Genomic DNA, 17,414 nt, shown 5'->3' on the forward strand with positions numbered 1-17,414 from the left:
ATTACCTCAGGTTATATTTTTGATTAGACACCTAAATCATAACACGAGGTCACTATGGATTTTTATCTGTTCAATTTCATTTTACAATTAACCAACAAAAATTTTTATTGGATTTTTCGCACAAAGAAATCTTTATCATTGAGCAGACCTTCTAATGTATGAAAGTTTAAGCGTGTCAACAATTCTAAAACGTATGGATTATCAAGAGGTGTCTTATACACAGCAGCTTTACCATAAGCATTTACTTTATTGCGGGCGTCTTCTTTTTTTAGCAATGATTTGGGGCCGCCTACACAGCCACCTGCGCATCCCATTCCCTCAAAAAAATTGGCTTTACTGCTGCCGCTTACTAATTTATTTATCATTTCTCTGCAAGCTGGAATACCGTCTGCTTGTTGGGCAGTTAAGGCAATTTCGCGATCAGGGTGAAGGCGTGCGAGCGTGGCTTTGACAGCAGTACTTACACCACCAGTGCGGGCGTAGATACGACCTGTCCCAGAGGAAAATTCCTTTATGGAATCTGGTTGCTCCAAGAGATTGACCTGTAAAAGGTCAAAAATTTCCTGTGTTTCTTGGAAAGTTAGGACAAAATCGACTGCACCGGCAATATCCTTTTCTCTGGCTTCAGCTTTTTTGGCAATACATGGCCCTACAAATACAGTTATTGCATCTGGATGAAGTCTTTTTACAGTACGGCCGGCTGCTATCATCGGCGATACGGATGGAGGCATATGCGGGACTAAATTAGTGTACATTTTCTTTATCATTGCCAACCACATTGGGCAGCAACAGCTTGTTAACATAAAATCTTGATTAGTGTGAATATTGCGGTCAAATTCTAGAGCTTCCCTTAAGGTAAGAATATCCGCGAATACAGCTACTTCGAGCAGGCCGTCAAAGCCAATACTTTTAAATGCGGCCCTAATCATTCCCGGCTGTACTTTGTCACTGAATTGTCCTAAGAATGCCGGTGCAATCAAAACAAAAGCTGTTCTGTCTTTTTTTTCGGACAATGCCCGTAAGACAGCTGACGTGTCCCGGCTTACTGTTTTGCCGTCTTTGGTTTTATTGTCTGCGTTAATAATGTTATTAATATTCCATGTAGGAATATTTTGTTCCGGGGTAAAAAGGCAGTCAAGCTGTTGCGGGTCATATGAAAAATTCTTTTTGCCAGTGGCCTCTAATGCCTTTTGATATAAATCCTTAATTGTCTCCATAAAAAGCTCCTTCCAAGAAATACGTAATGAGTAAAAATAGTAAATAGATTAAACTGTTTTAAGGTTTTAAATTTGGTAGAAGTAGTTGGTGGGGCAATGTTTTGTTGGTGTTTCCAACATTAATGAAATTTTTTAAAAAGCGATGCTTTATAAATATATTTTATACTTTTTTTAATATATCGGCAAATGTAAAATATGCAAGGGAAAATGTTTCTATATTTTTGCAATAGAAAAACCGCTCTCTAAAATTAAATTGTCTATCCATAAGTTGGCTTTCAGAGCCGACTTATGGAAGCACTGGATTTAGAAAGCGGTTTTTATTTAAACAAATTTTTTACTGATAATAAACAAAGTCTATTTAATTGATTCCATGTATTCAAGATAAGTTTTTTTGGTCATGATAGGAGTGTTTTCTGCTAGGATTGTTTCTAGTTCGGCAGCATTGTCGTAAAGCAGGTCGATTATCGTCATTGCCATCGCTTTTGGTGATTTGCTGTACGCGGTGTTCCTGTCAAATAAGTCGTACTGTGCGCTGTGCAATGCACCATGCACGCAGCCTACCCATGCATGTACTACCGGCATCAGATGGGATACGTCGCCCATATCGGTACTGCCGGCGGAATGTGTGCCGTCGTAAACATCGGCAGGAGCAAAAAGTTTGGTGCTGTTATTGCGTAAAAGGGAACTCATACCTTTATTGTTAAAAAGTGGCAGATAACCGGGCAGGTCTTTTATGATGCATTTGGCACCGATCGCGTCGGCACCGGCCTTCAAGGCACGGTTAACTTTTGTGTTGCTTTCTTTTAAGGCGTCTACGCTGGCTGCTCTGACATAACTTTCCATTTGGACGTAGTCAGGAACTACATTTACAAGGTCGCCGCCGCTGTTTATTATTGAATGAAAACGGACACAGTCAGATTCCTTAAAGGTTTCACGCAGGGCATTGACAGCCATTATGCCAAGCATAGCAGCATTCAAGGCATTTATTCCTTCTGACGGGGAAAACGCTGCATGGGCAGCTTTACCTTTATACTCGATGATTTTAGCGATAAAGCCATTGTTGCTGCCGGCAACCTGTATTTCACCATTGGTTTTTTTGGTAGGATTGACATGCATTTGCAGGGAGGCATCGATATCATCAAAGCCGCCTTGTGCGATGATTTCTTCTTTGCCGCCGAGATATTTAATTTTACCTTTTTGGCGAAGAGTATTGCGAAAATCTATTTCTATACATTCTTCAGCGGGGACGGCAAATAATACTAGATCCCCATCAAGGTACTGCATGGCATTAGTATCTTTAAACGCCATTGCGATAGCTGCCAGATTAGCAATCTGTACATTATGACCGCAGCAGTGCATGGCACCAGTTTCTTCATCAGCGTCAGGATGATTGCGGCATACAAGGGCATCTAGTTCGCCCAGCATGGCGACAGTACGTTTTGAAGTACGGCCTTTTAGGTGTCCCTTTACGCCGGTTATACCCCAGCCGGTGGTGTAATTTATCCCCAGCTTATCAAAAACGGCCTGTACTTTCGCAGATGTCTTATGCTCTTTATAGCCAAGCTCAGGTTCAGTATAAATATTATCACCTAAAGCAGTGATATCCTTTTGACGCTTGTCAATGGCGGCACAGACAATTGCTTTTAATTCATCCTTAGTCATCAGTCTACATCTCCTAGTTTATTTTAACTTTAAAATATACCTTCTAAGTGTAACATGATTTCTGCCATTAAGGTAGCACAAACGAATGAGCCGGTAGATACTGCCAGGCATATGGGAACAATGCGCCAGGACAATTTCTTGAACCCTTCTATTTCTTTACCGAGGGCAAGCCCGGCATACGCTAAAATAGGAGTAGTGGTTGCCAAAAAGTTGATATCTTTTGTTTTGGCAACTATCCATTCGGCACCCGGGACGCCGGGGACAGATAAAACTACGGCCAGGACGGACACCCAGAAAACAATGGGCAGTTTATTTAAAAGCGGCAGCCTTGCCAGAAAAACGCCACCGGCAGCTATTACTGCGAGTAATAATGCACCTATGAGATCGCGCTGGATACTTCCACCGTAACCTACTATGTTGGAAATAAGTACGAGAACAGCTGTAGTTATAAGAATAAAAATTATATCGGCCCATGTGTCTTTCATGATGTTATGCTCCTTATTTAGTGTTTTTATTTCCAGTAATAAATTCATATACTTTAATAGTTACCGGCAGAGAAATAAACAAAGCAAAATAAACACCAATAACTGAAGTCATGAGGTTAGCGGCACCCGCATATGCTTGTATTTTTTCCACATCCGCTGGAAATGATGCTATTATTGAACCGGTCGCGGCTGCCATCATACTGGCACTGCCGATGCCGGCGCCCATAGCCAATGCATAAGGATGGAATATGCCAAGTTTGGCAATAATACCGACCAAAATAGATATCCAGAGTGCACCGAACAATGTGCCACAGATGTACATGCCCATGACACCGCGGCCTTCTGGTGAAAAGACGCCAAACTTTTCGGCAATAATGGCGACATTTGGTTCACGGTCTATTGAGTAACAAGCACCAATTGCTTCACGCTTCATTTTTAATAAGAGTGCGACAGGCAGCCCAAAGAGCAATGTACCAAAGAAATGGCCAAATTCCTGCATGATAAGGGCTAAGCCGGAATTTAAAAGCATATGCAGATTCGGTCCTATGCCAAGGCCAAGCTTTGCCATGAGGATCAGCATTGCTATAGGCATGAATTTGCCGGCTCTTTCCATATTGGCAGAGGATAATATTTTAAATTTGGGGACACTTAAAATACCGCCTAATGCCAATGCATAAAATAAGGGAAGGAAAACTACCAAACCAAATTTTTGCATACCAATTTTTTCTGCTATAATGACGAGCAATAAGGCCAGTACATGAATCTTCCAGTTTTTAATCAAGTCCATTGTTCTAACTCCTTTTTGTGTATAATGGTATCAATTATACATTATAAAAAATAATATAATTTCTGTTTAGATATAAAAAATGACACTTATCTTTAACGATAAGCGCCATTGCCTAATCTAATGAGGTATATTATAAAATCCTTTTGTCGTTGTTGTCAAGTATACATTTATTTTCATATGTCCTTCAGAAAAATACAATACAATGGTTTTGTACTGAAATATTATAAACGTATATTAATCGAATAGCGATATGCATTTGCCTTTAGAAATAAAAAGTTTATGCTGGATAAGGTTTAATTATCTTTATATAGCACTAAGATTTTTTTCAATATTACAAAAAAATGTATACCGCTATTAAGTATCATGACAAATACAATTACAAAATTTTTTTATTTTATTCAACTATTACGGAAAGCCCGTCTGGAATGACTGTTATCTGTGCATCTTTTCCCTGGAGCTCAAAGGCTCTTGCTAAAGCTTGGTCAAAAGAAGTAGCTGTTTCCATATGCAAATTGTGGATAATCTGCGGATCAATCAAATCGGATACAAGTATTACATGATGGTGGACTAGTATTCTTGCTAGAATTTGGGAAGTCCATTGTTCTGGTACTGTTTCCTGCCGCGGAGTATTGATTGACTGCTGTAAAAATGCTTCTGGGGTTTTGGCATCGGCGATATTTCGATAAAAACCTTCACCGCCATGTCCGTCGGCACAGCCTGCCACCATTATGATGACACCGCCTTCTTTATTAGTGGCTTCAGCTGCGGTCATCCCTTTAACAGCCTGGTAGATGTTCTGGTCAAGCGGATAACCACCGTTAGTGGAGATAGCTATATCAGATATCTGTTTAGGGACTCTGGCCAAATCCTGTAAAAATTTACAGCCCTGTAAATGGGCCTTGTCACAATCACCGGCAAAAGAGGCGATGATCTTTTTTTCTTCGTTGAGCACTACATTTATTATAAATTTCAATTTAGCTGCTTTGGCAGCATAAATCATATCTTCATGGATAGGGTTATTTTGCAAGTTCCCTGTACGTGCCTTGTCTGAATCAATAAATTCCCCACAATGGTTTGCCATGATCGTCTTATATGAAGCAATCCCTGGTAATACAGATTTCCGTCCACCGGAAAAACCAGCGAAGAAATGGGATTCAATAAAACCTTCGGCTATAAGCAGGTCAGCCTGTACGGCAAGCTTATTGATGATACATGGCCCGCCTGATGGCAATGTGCCGATTTGGGTCATAGCAGTATCATCGTCCGATACATGTATTACTATCTTTTCGTTGTTTACTATTTGGGCACCGTATTTGGCAAGCAATTCTTCTTTTGTTGAGGCACGGTGGAATCCCGTAGCAACTAAAATCGTTATTTGGGCATCTGGTGCTGTTTTGCGGATACGGCGCAGTAAGATGGGCATAATTATTTTTGAGGGAACAGGTCTGGTATGGTCAGAACTGATGATGACAATGTTTTTCTTACCTTTTGCTAATTCCTCGAGGCGTGCTGACGCAATAGGTGCATCAAGTGATTGTTCAACGATGTCATTTTCTGGTAAAGTGGCCTGAAAATCGGCGGCCTTGGAAGAAAGTATTCCCGCTATATTGGCCTTTTTAATTTTAGCGTCAATAATCTTTTTGTCATAAGGCAGTTTTATGTTTACATATTCATCCATCTTTGATTCAACTCCTATCATTTTTATTTTTTGGCAGCATGAGAAATAGACATTATCATTTCAATAATGCTTTTTGCTATGTACTCTATTTAATGTACACTTTTAGTATAAAGGTAGACACTTGCACTGTAAAGAAAAAAGAAAAACAGACATACCATGTGCATGCCTGTTTTGTATCGTTTATTTATAATGAAAAGTTATTTTACTAAAAATAATATGTTGAGAGAAGGATCATAGCGGTTGTCAAATTTCAGTAGACTTTTTAAATCATCAGCGGCAATCATTGGTGTATCTTTTACAAGTTTTACAGGATGCGTCAGGGAAAGGGTATTATTGTTTAAGATAGCAGCATTGCTGTCCGTCTTTAAAGTGATTTTGTCTTTTTTATAGATAAGTGCCAGCGTGTTATCCTTTATATCCATATCACCGCCTATGAAATCAATGAAACTGCTTAGTGGTAGGTACCAAACATTTTCTATTTGCTGTGGAGGAACGGGAATAAGCGGTGTTTGTAAAAGGTTTCCCCATATCGCCAGCCGGGTATAATTGGCTTTCCCCGGTAAAATCGTGCGCGGTGAATCCGTCTTGGCCACTTTGTCTATAGTATATACATCTATGCAGCTGCCGCTTTGTGTATAGGCGGAAATAACCAGCTTTGGCCCGTTTACTGTCACGACCACATAGTTGGGTTCTGCCTGTGGATCATGGAAGAAAGCATCCCATACTTTTTGTGAGAGGTCTGTATAATATTTGTTGCCGCTGCGGCCGGTAACGAGATAGACGGTACCTTTATCCGGGCTGCCCACAAATTCATCATTATAAATAGGATATGTGCGTGAATAGCCGTGGTCATGGCCATTTATTACCACGTCGACATGATGCTTATCAATGACAGGGGCAAAGGCTTTTTTTACATTTTCGTTTGACCGTTCAGCTTTATTGTAATAAGGGGTCTTATGGAAAAAGACGAGTTTCCAGGTTTGCTTGGATGATGCCAAATCTTTATCCAGCCAATCCGCTTCTTTTTTCAGCATGTTTTCGATATAGGAACCTTCTTCGTTTTCCTGGCTGTCAAGAACAGCAAAATGGACATTGCCATAATCAAAAGAATAAACTTGTCCTTTTAATTCTTCAGGGCCGTTGAGCGGTAAAGAAATTTGTTTTTTGAAATACACAGGCAGCACGGAATGGTCTTCCTTCGGTACGTCGTATGTTTCGTGGTTACCGGTTACTGCCATGCCGGGAATTTTTTCAAGCACATTTGCGGCGGCAGCATACCAGTTTTTCCAATGGGCATAATCCTGCCCTATTTCCACAAGGTCACCGATATTCATAAAAAAAGCCGCATCTGTATTTGCTGCATATGCGCTTTCTATTGTTTTTTGCCATGGTTTATATTCGGGATTGGCAGGTATACCGCTTTGCGAGTCGCCAAATATGAGAAATTTGAATTTGGATAAATTATCCGCTTCAGTTGAAAAAGACTGCGGATCGCTCCATTCGGAACCGTAGCCTACGCGGTAAGTATACGCTGTACCCGGCTTGAGCTTTTGGGCAGTAGCGTAGTGCAAGCGTACATAATCTGTATTGGCGTCGAATTCTTCTGTATCAGCCTGCACAGAAAGGGCATTTTGCCAACCAGTTTTTTTATAAGCTTGTGTATCAATATATTGCAAAGTCCCTTTGTCTGCCGCTACTGATGTAGTCCAGGCAAGGGTTTGCGTAGTTCGGGGATCAAGCGTCCATGTCAGCGTAGTATGTGCGGGCTGTCTGGAAAACGCATCGGCGGCAAAGACTTTTGTTAGATTGACCGGCATACTTGCTACAGCTAATGCCGCACCGCAGCTCTGTAAAAAAAGGCGGCGGCTTATACCATGATTTTTTTCTTTAAATAGGTCAAGAATACTTTTTTTCTCTTCCACTTAAAAATCCCCTCCAAAATAAAAACAATGTTTTAGTTTTATTTTAGATGAGTGGCTGGTACATACTGTTATGCCTTTATTAATTTTATGTTATTTTTTAAATTATGATTGTGCCCTATGTACTTCTATTCTTGTTTTGCCCCATTCGTTTATGATTTCAAGGGCGGGAAGAAGTGCCTGGCAATCTGCTGTGATTGAGTATTCAACATGGGGTGGTATTTGGCCGTAATCCGTCCTATTTATTAAATGATGCTGCTCCAAAACTTGCAGTGATCGGGTTAACATAATATTGGTAATTCCGTCAATGTGGCGTTTCAATTCATTATAACGCAGGCTTTTATAGTGGGAAAGTTCCCAGATGATTGCCAAGCGCCATTTGCCCCCTAAAATTTCCAATGCTTTTATGACTGGGCATTTTTCTGAATAATACGGCCTTATAATATTGGCATTTCCCTTCATAAAAACTCCTTCTCCTATGGGCACAAAAATGTGCGTACTTAAATTTTTAATCCTTATTACTTATAATAACATAGTAGGAAAGAAAGAGAAAAGTAATTACCATATTGTTTTAGGGGAAAATATTGTCTGGAGGAAAAGCAATGGACTATGAAGGACTCATTAACTCAAGGTATTCCGTTCGGAATTACAGCGGCCAACAGGTAGAAAAGGAGAAACTGGACAAAATATTAGAAGCCGGCAGGATTGCGCCCACGGCGGGAAATAGGCAGCCGCAACGAATTGTTGTTATTCAGGATGAAAATGCACGGGCAAAGATAAAGCAGTGCACGCCCTGTCATTTTGATGCGCCATTAGTATTTTTGGTGTGTTATGACAAATCCGTAGAAAACAATAACCATTATGGCGATAAACGGCCATACGGGCGGGTCGATGCCAGTATCGTCTTGACACATATGATGCTGGAAGCACATAACTTAGGGCTTGGTGCTGTTTGGGTAGGGCTTTTTAATCCCGAATTGTTAAAAAAGAATTTTAGCATTCCGGATAATTATGAAATTTTGGGTTTGATGCCGCTGGGATATCCATCCACCCAGGCGAAACCAAGTAAAATGCATAGTGAAAAATTCCCAATTGAACATACAGTATGGTATAATTCCTTCGCAACGGAAGGATAATTACTATAAAATTGCAGGGTTAATTTTTATATATGATATACAAGTTTTTGCATATTAAAGAGAGTTAGAAAACCAATAATTGACGCAGTTGATAGCAGAAAATTTTACTAAGCAATATTTTCTGTGATAGATGTGCATATAAAAGGGTATAAAAGGGGAGTATATTCATGAAAGTTTTATTAATTAATGGCAGTCCACATAAAGAAGGTTGCACCTATACAGCGTTAAACGAAGTTGCAGGGCAACTGGCAAAAGAAAAGATTGAGACAGAAATTTTTCATATAGGTAATAAACCGGTACATGGGTGTATAGACTGCCGGCGCTGTTTTTCGTTAGAAAAATGCGTATTTGATGATGATGCGGCTAATAGTATTTTGGCAAAGATGAAAACGGCGGATGGAATTGTCGTCGGCTCACCAGTATATTATGCAGCACCTAATGGTGCCTTATGCGCGCTTTTGGATCGGGTATTTTATGCGGGCGGTAAGTTTATTGCAGGCAAACCGGCTGCTGCTGTCGTAAGCTGCCGCCGTGGTGGTGCGAGTGCTGCCTTTGACCGGCTTAATAAATATTTTACGATTAACCAGATGCCAGTGGTTACATCACAGTACTGGAATTCTGTGCATGGTTTTACACCGGCAGACGTGAAAAAAGATTTGGAAGGCTTGCAGACAATGCGGGTGCTGGGACATAATATGGCATGGCTGTTGCGCAGCACGGCCAATTCTTTTTCGGCATTACAGGAAGAACGTATCATGACAAATTTTGTCCGTTAAATATAAGCAATTTTTTGTTAGCTGTCGTCGCAAAAGCCAATGATAATTGGCGTATTGAATTTTAAATATCATAGATATATAATAGGAACGAGCAGCTAATTGAGAGCTTTTTTCAAAAGGCTGAAAATTTTGCATTCTGTTTTATGCTTTGGAAACAAATATTGTGAAAGTGGTGATGTGTGTGAAGTTGTTTACCGAATTTGCTCTCAAAAATATGCCCCTGAAAAACAGAATAGTAATGCCGCCAATGTGTATGTATTCCGCTGCATCTGATGGTAAGGCCAACGATTTTCATCTCGTCCATTATGCTTCAAGGGCTGTTGGGGGAGCTGGGCTTATAATTGTAGAGGCAACAGGAGTCAGCCCGATAGGACGTATTTCCGATAATGATTTGGGCCTTTGGGATGATGCACAGATTCCTGGCTTGAAAAAAGTAGTTGATGGCTGCCATCTTGGGGGAGCAAAAATAGCATTGCAAATAAGCCACGCGGGGCGCAAGAGCCAATCTGTCAGCGGGCAGCCTTTAGCACCGAGCGCATTGCAATTTAGCAGTGAGTACAGACAGCCTGCACAGCTGACTAAAGAACAATTGGCCGATGTTATAGAAGCTTTTAAGCAAGCGGCGGTTCGCGCTGATAAAGCCGGCTTTGATGGATTAGAGGTACATGCGGCGCATGGTTATCTGCTTCACGAATTTTTATCACCGCTTACTAATAAACGCACTGATGAATACGGCGGCAGCCTGAACAATCGTGTCCGTTTTTTGCGGGAAGTTTTAGAGAAGGTGCGCACGGTCTGGCCGGCACAAAAACCTATATGGATAAGGGTATCCGCATCTGATTACAATGAAGGCGGCATCGATGAAAATATGATGGTAGAAATAATCAATTCTATAAAACCGCTTATTGATATGGTACATGTCAGCTCCGGTGGTTTGCTCCCTTCCCCGGTCACATCTTATCCGGGATATCAGGTTCCGTTTGCGAAGGTAATAAAAGAAAAATGCCAGATACCGGTAGTTGCTGTCGGACTTTTAAATGATGCCGATATAGCGGAAGCTGCATTGCGAAATGATGATATAGATCTCATTGCTTTTGGCAGGGAACTTTTACGTAATCCATATTTTGCTCTTCAGGCAGCATTGCGCTACAATATAGACGGATGTATTCCCAAAGCTTATGAAAGGGCATATCATCACCACTGATTGCTATAATAAAATTTATGAAAAGAAGGGATACAATGAAATTAGTATTAATAAGACATGGTGAAAGTGAATGGAACCAGAAGAATCTTTTTACGGGTTGGACAGATGTAGAACTTACGGAAAAAGGGCGTAAAGAAGCGCATACGGCAGGTGTATGGCTCAAGGAAAAAGGGTTTGATTTTGATGTATGCTATACATCGTATTTGAAAAGAGCCATACATACACTCGACATCGTGTTGAGTGAACTCGATAGAGTATGGCTGCCTGTTACTAAAACATGGAAACTCAATGAACGTCATTATGGTGCTTTACAGGGCTTAAATAAATCAGAAACAGCTGCGAAATATGGCGAAGCCCAGGTTAAGATCTGGCGTCGTTCTTTTGATGTGCAGCCGCCCTTGCTCAAAGCAACAGATGAAAGAAATCCGGCACTGCTCTCTGCTTATAGAAAAGTTGATAAAAATGAACTGCCTTTGGGAGAAAGCTTAAAAGATACTATCGCCAGAGTAGTTCCTTATTATCAGGATAATATCCTGCGTGATATGAAGGCTGGTAAAAAGGTAGTTGTTGCTGCTCATGGTAATTCACTCAGAGCATTGGTAAAGATTCTTGATAATCTGTCTGCCGAAGAAATTGTAGGTGTTAATATTCCAACAGGTGTACCGCTTGTTTATGAATTTGATGAAAAATGGCAGGTTAAAAACAAGTATTATTTAGGGGACGAAGCTGCTATTAAAGCTAAAATTAATAGTGTTGCCGCACAAGGGAAAGCTTAAACCGATAATATTTTCTGGAAGGCATAGGCTTTTAACATGTGCGTGCGTTGACTGTAAATACAGAGTTTGAATGATAGGCTTATCTTAATTAAGCTAAAAAAGGTACGATGCAGATATCTCCGCATCGTACCTTTTTTAGCATTGTTTTTATTTGACTGTAGCTATTTGTCCTTCTTTTTGCAGTTCAGCTTTCGTTTCGGCTTCTAATTCTGCCTGTGTACGATAATCCTGTTTTACTGTTTGCGCGTAACGAATCCAGCTGCGTATAGCTTCTACCATTACGACGGCAACCAATACAAACATGATCGTACTAATGGCTACAAGCAGCCATTTTCCGCTTGGTACATAACTGCCAAAGATATTTAAATAGTCGGCATAACAGGTGATGAAGGCCATAAATATACAGGGAACCATTGTTACCCATGCATAGCGGCCGCGGCCTGTATGGTAAATATACGATGTCCCTATTGCTAAAGTAACAGTACCTAAAAGCTGGTTGGATACACCGAATAGCGGCCATATTTCACCGATATTCCCTTGCAGTACAAGGTAACCCCAGCATATACTGATCAGGGCACTGCAGAAAATAATTCCCGGCCACCATTCTGTATCGCTGAATGGTTTATAGACTCTGCCCAGAAGTTCCTGAAGAAGATAACGACCTACGCGTGAACCAGCATCAATTAATGTTAAAATAAACAAGGCTTCAAACATTATGCAGAAATGGTACCAGAAGCCCATGAATTGCGCCATAAAAGGAATTTTCGAGAAAACATCGGCCATGCCAACAGCAAGTGAAACTGCACCGCCTGGTCTGTGCATAAGACTTTCACCGACCATACTGGACAGCATCGGTAAGTCTTGTACATTAATTCCCAGTGCACTAAATGCCTGCTGTGTTGAATTTATGGCAAAATAGTCGGATGGATGCAGGCTTGTTGCGGCAATAAGTGCCATCATGGAGATAAATGCTTCGGTAAGCATGGCACCATACCCTATAGGGAGAATCTGGCGTTCATTGACAAGCATTTTGGGTGTGGTTCCTGTAGCGATAATTGTGTGGAAACCAGATAAAGCACCGCAAGCGATAGTAATAAAGACAAAGGGAATTACCGAGCCTGTGATTACAGGGCCGCCTCCCCAGAGAAATTGGGATGTGGCTGGCATACGGATTGCCGGTGCAACAATAAGTATACCAAGAGCCAATGCTGCGATAGTGCCTATTTTCATATAGGTGCTTAAATAGTCACGTGGAGCAAGCAAAAGCCATACGGGCAATACGGAAGCAAAGAAACCGTAAACGGCAATCGCTATTTCTATTTGTACTACGCTAAATGTAAAATATGGTGCCAGTGTGGTAGAAGCTTTTATGTAAGGACCGACACCAACGGCTAATAATATTAAACCAACACCTATGATAGTGGCTTCGCGGATTTTACCGGGACGTAAGAATTTAAGATAAAGACCAATAAATATTGCGATAGGAATAGTAGAACCTACAGTAAAGGCACCCCAAGGGCTGTTAAAAAGGGAATTAGCCACGACAACGGCCATGCCTGCTTCAGTTATAATCAGTAAGAATAATGTTGCCCATAAGGCACTTGTTCCGGCTAACTTACTTATTTCGGCTTTCGCTATTTCAGCGATGGATTTGCCGTTGTGTCTGACAGAGGCTAAGAGGATTACCATATCATGGACTGCTCCGGCAAATACTGAACCGAATAAAATCCACATCATGCCTGGCAAATAACCGAATTGGGCGGCAATAACCGGACCTACCAGAGGACCGGCACCGGCGATAGCAGCAAAATGGTGCCCAAATACTACCCATTTATTAGTAGGTACATAATCGTGGCCATCCTCTAAGCGAATAGACGGTGGTACTTTAAATTCATTTAAAGTGAGCACCTTCGCGGCAATAAAGGCGCCGTAAAACCGATAGGCCAAAATGAGAAAACAAGCTGTAATAATAACAAGATATACTCCGTTCATAAATACAGGTCCCTCCTTTTTATACCACTAATTTAGCACAAATATTCTTAATTGTCTAGAATAAATTAAACATTATGCAAATTATTATACAATAAGTATAGATTATTAAAAGTAATTATATTTAATAATTTGCAAATAAAAAAAGTGTTTGCGGATATTTCGGCGAATTATGATATATTGCCCAGAAAATAGATCAGGGAGGCGCTTATATGCTAGCGTGTATCTTTTTAGATGAAGTCGATGAATTAACTGAGCGGCTTGTCCGCCAGGCTGCGCCTAAAAATGCGCAAGTCTTATTTTTGAGCGAAATAGAAGAAAACAAACGAGCTGAATATCTTGAAAAGGCAGATGCTCTTCTAACGGCAACATATATTGTTGATGAAAAATTGCTCAGACAATGTAAGAATTTGAAAATAGTCCAAAAGACCGGTGTAGGTACAGATAACATTGATAAGAAAGCAGCGGCTGCACTTGATATAAAAGTGGACAATGTTCCCGGTGGTAATGCCAATGGTGTGGCTGAACTGACAATGGGGCTTATTTTAGCCATTTATCGCAACCTTATTCCCTTGGCGGCACTGGGACACCGTGGCAAATGGGCCATGTGGGAATATCGCGGCGCATCCTTTGAAATACGGGGCAAGGTACATGGTATTGTCGGTTTTGGACATATAGGGAAAAGGACGGCACAACTATCTAGGGTTTTTGGTGCAAAGCTTATTTATTACAATCGGACAAGGCAGGCGGAGGACATTGAACGCGAATATGCTGTTAAATATGTACCGCTTGATGTTTTATTACAAAAAGCCGATATTATAAGCATTCATCTGCCGCTGACCAAGGAAACAAAAAATCTCATTGATGCAAAGCGGCTTAAATTGCTTAAGGATAATGCCGTAATTGTCAATGTGGGACGCGGTGGTATTATCAACGAAGAGGCACTTTATGAAGAAATGAAAAAAGGACGGTTTGCAGGGGCTGGCATTGATGTGTGGGCTAAAGAACCTTTTGATTCGCAGAATAAACTCATAACCCTGCCTAATGTTATTGCTACACCGCATGTCGGTGCCGGCACATTGGATACTATGCGGGAAGTATATAGACTGTGTTTTGAGAAAATAATAGCAGCATGTGATTAGCAGCATTGAATCAAATAAAGTTATCAGCATTTAAAAGTACATATACAAAGAGCGTATATGTACTTTTAAATTAAAGGAAATATTGTATTGTAAGATGGCAAAGAATATTATCTAGTAAAAATTTAATCTATTTAAAAATTATAATTTGCTTTTAGCCAAAAAGTTCTGCCTGGTTCGTTGACCCGTACCGTTGCAGGCTGATCGACGGTAGTTATATCCACGCCGCCGCGGCTTACAAATTCAGCATAATTTTTATTGAGAATGTTGTCTACGCCAGCAGCAATGGTCCAGTCCTTATTGGGGCGGTATGAAGTATTGAGTGATAAAATACCGAAGCCTCCTGACGGACCTATATCAGTACCGATTTCATTGCCTTCACCTACTGAATATCTTGTTTGGGATGCTACGAGGCGCCACAGTAATCCTGCTTCCCATTTGTCAGTGAACTTTGAGTTTAGGCTGAAGGTCGCTTCAAAAGGCGCTATTTGCGGCAACGGCCGGCCATTTGTTTTATTGCGGCCATACGTATAGGCTAAAGATGTTCCTGCTGACCATTTATCCGAAAATTTGTAAGTGTAGTTAGCTTCGCCGCCGTATAAAGCAGCATCAATATTTTTTACTGCATTTCCGGCATCAGTAACTAAAATAAAATCATCTATATTTGAATAAAAAAGTGATACATCGGCATGTGTTTTGTTCTTATGGTAAAGCCAGCCTACGTCTAACTGTGTGTTTTTTTCTGGGGATGCGGACATTCCGCCTGTCTTTTTGCGTTCCCACCAATCAGCCGGCCGTTCTGCATGACCGATTCCCACGTACGAAGTAACAGGTATATGTTTAGAATCATGTTCATACCGGAGGAAAGCGGCATATGTTTTATCATGGTCATCTTTTCCGGGATATTTTGCATATTTAACAGTAAGGTCATCAAAACGCACACCGCTTAAAAGTCGGCTGTTAGCGTCAACATAAGTTTTAAAATCAGCAAAAACACCATAGTTGGTAAATGTCATATCTGGGGTCAATGGTTGGGCAGAATAATCTTTAACGCCCATGATCATGTTTCCCGAATGTTTATTTTTTTGGTAATCCAGCCCAAATACTGCTGAAGATTTGGGGGACATATTAAATTCAAATGCCATCCGCCCACTTGTAGTAGTCCTCTTTACTTCCATAGAAGCCGGCATGGTTCCCGGTTCTAAAGGACGCAATGTATAATTGTCCATAATATGGTCAATTTTGTTGTGGGAAAAATTAATTTTTATATTTTTCAATACATTGGAAATATTCCTTTTTTCAAACCGTACATTATAGCTGTCACGATCAAATTGGGTACCATCAACAGTGCGGTCCGCATAGTCGGCTTTACCCGAACTTGTGTCGAAAGAGAATTCCAATAATGTATTTTCATCTGGCGTAAAACCAATTATACCGGTCGTACTATTACGTAGATAGGCAGAATGGACATAATTGCCATTGCCGTCTCTATAGTCACCGGCTTTGTTTTTGGTCCTGATTACACGCACGTAACCTTTTTTGTCACCTTGGGTAATATCGAATAATTGATCTCTACGGTTATCACTGCCAAAGAGGAGACTGGTATTCAGTCTTGTCCCGGCTTCGGCAAAAGGAGCGGTATCCCGTTCAAATAAAATTGACCCTGCCACACTGCTGCCGTATTCTACACTTTCTGGTCCTTTCAAGACCGTAATTTTGCTGAAAGTTTCGGGAAAGATGTAAGCAGTGGTTGGGTCCATGCGATTGGGGCAGCCTCCTAAAATATAACCGCCATTCATAACTATATTCAGCCGGCTGCCACCTAGTCCCCTAAAAATAGGGTCGCCGCCTGTTCCACCTTTTCTGACCATAGAAAAGCCTGGAATGTTTTTTAAATAGCCTGCACCGTCTGCCGCTGGGACAGGCTGTCGCGGATGCTTTGGATCCGTTTCCACTTTTAACGGTTCCTTTGTTTTGGGAGCAGTTACAACTACTTCTTCTAAAGTGAAGTTTTGTTCCTTTTCCGGTTTTGCTGGTTTATCTTCTGCTTTATCGGCTGCAGCTGCTGTAGAGATAGAGGATAAAAAGAATAAGAGAGTATAGATCGATACATGTTTAAAGCACTTTCGCAAGATAAAGACGCCCCCCTGTATAAAATAAAATATAATGATAATAATTATCATTAGCATTACTGACTCATTATATATGACGGATTGAAAATATGTCAAGTTATGCTTTTTCGGTACTGCCTTGAAAACAAACGGGGATATTCAGGCTCAATACCTGAATATCCCTGTCTGCAGTGTTCTGCTCAACGTAGTATTTAATTGATGAAACATAGTATATTATAATTCAGCTTTAGTGTAAGTCGTTTTGGTGACAATAAAAAAAGTGATTAATATAGATTTAAAATGGCAAAATAGATTAATTTTGCATTTCCTCAATTTTTTTGTCTTCTTATCTAATGACATTCAACAGCTTTTGCTGTCATTCTAAATGGAATGTTAATGAGTAGATAAAGACTGCCTACCATAAAATACATATTAAATACTTGCTGAATAAAAACGCCCTTTTCCCTTGTTATAAGAGCAGCAAGAAAAAGGGCGCCGGTTTGGTATTTTTGCAATAAAGGGCAATACCATATAA

At 40.6% G+C, this 17,414-nt stretch carries 14 protein-coding genes; 5 read left to right on the forward strand and 9 right to left on the reverse strand.

Features of this window, described 5'->3' with window-relative positions; all coding sequences use genetic code 11:
- Positions 1 to 104 precede the first annotated feature (104 nt).
- From EDC37_RS07560 to EDC37_RS07590, 7 genes are all read right to left on the reverse strand, one after another.
- Positions 105 to 1,217, reverse strand: coding sequence for a [Fe-Fe] hydrogenase large subunit C-terminal domain-containing protein (locus tag EDC37_RS07560; protein ID WP_132549853.1), 1,113 nt, complete (start codon positions 1,215 to 1,217; stop codon positions 105 to 107).
- A gap of 354 nt (positions 1,218 to 1,571) precedes the next feature.
- On the reverse strand, positions 1,572 to 2,879 hold the full coding sequence (locus tag EDC37_RS07565; RefSeq protein WP_132549856.1) for an amidohydrolase: 1,308 nt from the start codon (positions 2,877 to 2,879) through the stop codon (positions 1,572 to 1,574).
- Between the two features lie 29 nt (positions 2,880 to 2,908).
- The gene (locus EDC37_RS07570) at positions 2,909 to 3,364 is read right to left on the reverse strand and encodes a hypothetical protein (protein ID WP_196589807.1); all 456 of its coding nucleotides are present in this window, start codon (positions 3,362 to 3,364) and stop codon (positions 2,909 to 2,911) included.
- A 13-nt stretch (positions 3,365 to 3,377) separates the two neighbouring features.
- Positions 3,378 to 4,151 (reverse strand): DUF3100 domain-containing protein, encoded by a 774-nt coding sequence (locus tag EDC37_RS07575; protein ID WP_132549859.1) that lies wholly within the window; start codon positions 4,149 to 4,151, stop codon positions 3,378 to 3,380.
- 394 nt (positions 4,152 to 4,545) lie between these two features.
- Positions 4,546 to 5,829 carry a nickel-dependent lactate racemase gene (gene larA, locus EDC37_RS07580; protein ID WP_132549862.1) on the reverse strand — a complete coding sequence of 428 codons (1,284 nt, stop codon included), beginning with the start codon at positions 5,827 to 5,829 and terminating at the stop codon, positions 4,546 to 4,548.
- A 197-nt stretch (positions 5,830 to 6,026) separates the two neighbouring features.
- Entirely contained in the window at positions 6,027 to 7,751 is a 1,725-nt protein-coding gene (locus EDC37_RS07585; protein WP_132549865.1) for a purple acid phosphatase family protein, read from the reverse strand.
- 102 nt (positions 7,752 to 7,853) lie between these two features.
- Positions 7,854 to 8,210: a winged helix-turn-helix transcriptional regulator gene (locus tag EDC37_RS07590; protein ID WP_132549868.1), complete on the reverse strand. Its 357-nt coding sequence runs from the start codon at positions 8,208 to 8,210 to the stop codon at positions 7,854 to 7,856.
- 140 nt (positions 8,211 to 8,350) lie between these two features.
- Between EDC37_RS07590 and EDC37_RS07595 the strand changes: the two genes are divergently transcribed.
- The 4 genes from EDC37_RS07595 (at position 8,351) to gpmA (ending at position 11,640) form a co-directional block, all read left to right on the forward strand.
- On the forward strand, positions 8,351 to 8,884 hold the full coding sequence (locus tag EDC37_RS07595; RefSeq protein ID WP_132549871.1) for a nitroreductase family protein: 534 nt from the start codon (positions 8,351 to 8,353) through the stop codon (positions 8,882 to 8,884).
- 167 nt (positions 8,885 to 9,051) lie between these two features.
- The gene (locus EDC37_RS07600) at positions 9,052 to 9,660 is read left to right on the forward strand and encodes a flavodoxin family protein (protein WP_132549874.1); all 609 of its coding nucleotides are present in this window, start codon (positions 9,052 to 9,054) and stop codon (positions 9,658 to 9,660) included.
- 181 nt (positions 9,661 to 9,841) lie between these two features.
- Positions 9,842 to 10,864, forward strand: coding sequence for an NADPH dehydrogenase NamA (namA, locus tag EDC37_RS07605; protein WP_132549877.1), 1,023 nt, complete (start codon positions 9,842 to 9,844; stop codon positions 10,862 to 10,864).
- Positions 10,865 to 10,899: 35 nt separating this feature from the next.
- Entirely contained in the window at positions 10,900 to 11,640 is a 741-nt protein-coding gene (gpmA, locus tag EDC37_RS07610) for a 2,3-diphosphoglycerate-dependent phosphoglycerate mutase (protein WP_132549880.1), read from the forward strand.
- Positions 11,641 to 11,787: 147 nt separating this feature from the next.
- Here gpmA and EDC37_RS07615 read toward each other — a convergent pair whose 3' ends face one another.
- Complete coding sequence (locus EDC37_RS07615; RefSeq protein WP_132549883.1) at positions 11,788 to 13,632, reverse strand: carbon starvation CstA family protein; 1,845 nt, start codon at positions 13,630 to 13,632, stop codon at positions 11,788 to 11,790.
- Between the two features lie 209 nt (positions 13,633 to 13,841).
- Between EDC37_RS07615 and EDC37_RS07620 the strand changes: the two genes are divergently transcribed.
- Positions 13,842 to 14,771 carry an NAD(P)-dependent oxidoreductase gene (locus EDC37_RS07620; RefSeq protein ID WP_132549886.1) on the forward strand — a complete coding sequence of 310 codons (930 nt, stop codon included), beginning with the start codon at positions 13,842 to 13,844 and terminating at the stop codon, positions 14,769 to 14,771.
- 131 nt (positions 14,772 to 14,902) lie between these two features.
- Here EDC37_RS07620 and EDC37_RS07625 read toward each other — a convergent pair whose 3' ends face one another.
- Positions 14,903 to 16,900, reverse strand: a complete 1,998-nt coding sequence (locus tag EDC37_RS07625) for a TonB-dependent copper receptor (protein ID WP_231040005.1) — start codon at positions 16,898 to 16,900, stop codon at positions 14,903 to 14,905.
- Positions 16,901 to 17,414 lie beyond the last annotated feature (514 nt).

This window comes from Pectinatus cerevisiiphilus (genome assembly GCF_004341685.1).
Classification (GTDB): domain Bacteria; phylum Bacillota; class Negativicutes; order Selenomonadales; family Selenomonadaceae; genus Pectinatus; species Pectinatus cerevisiiphilus.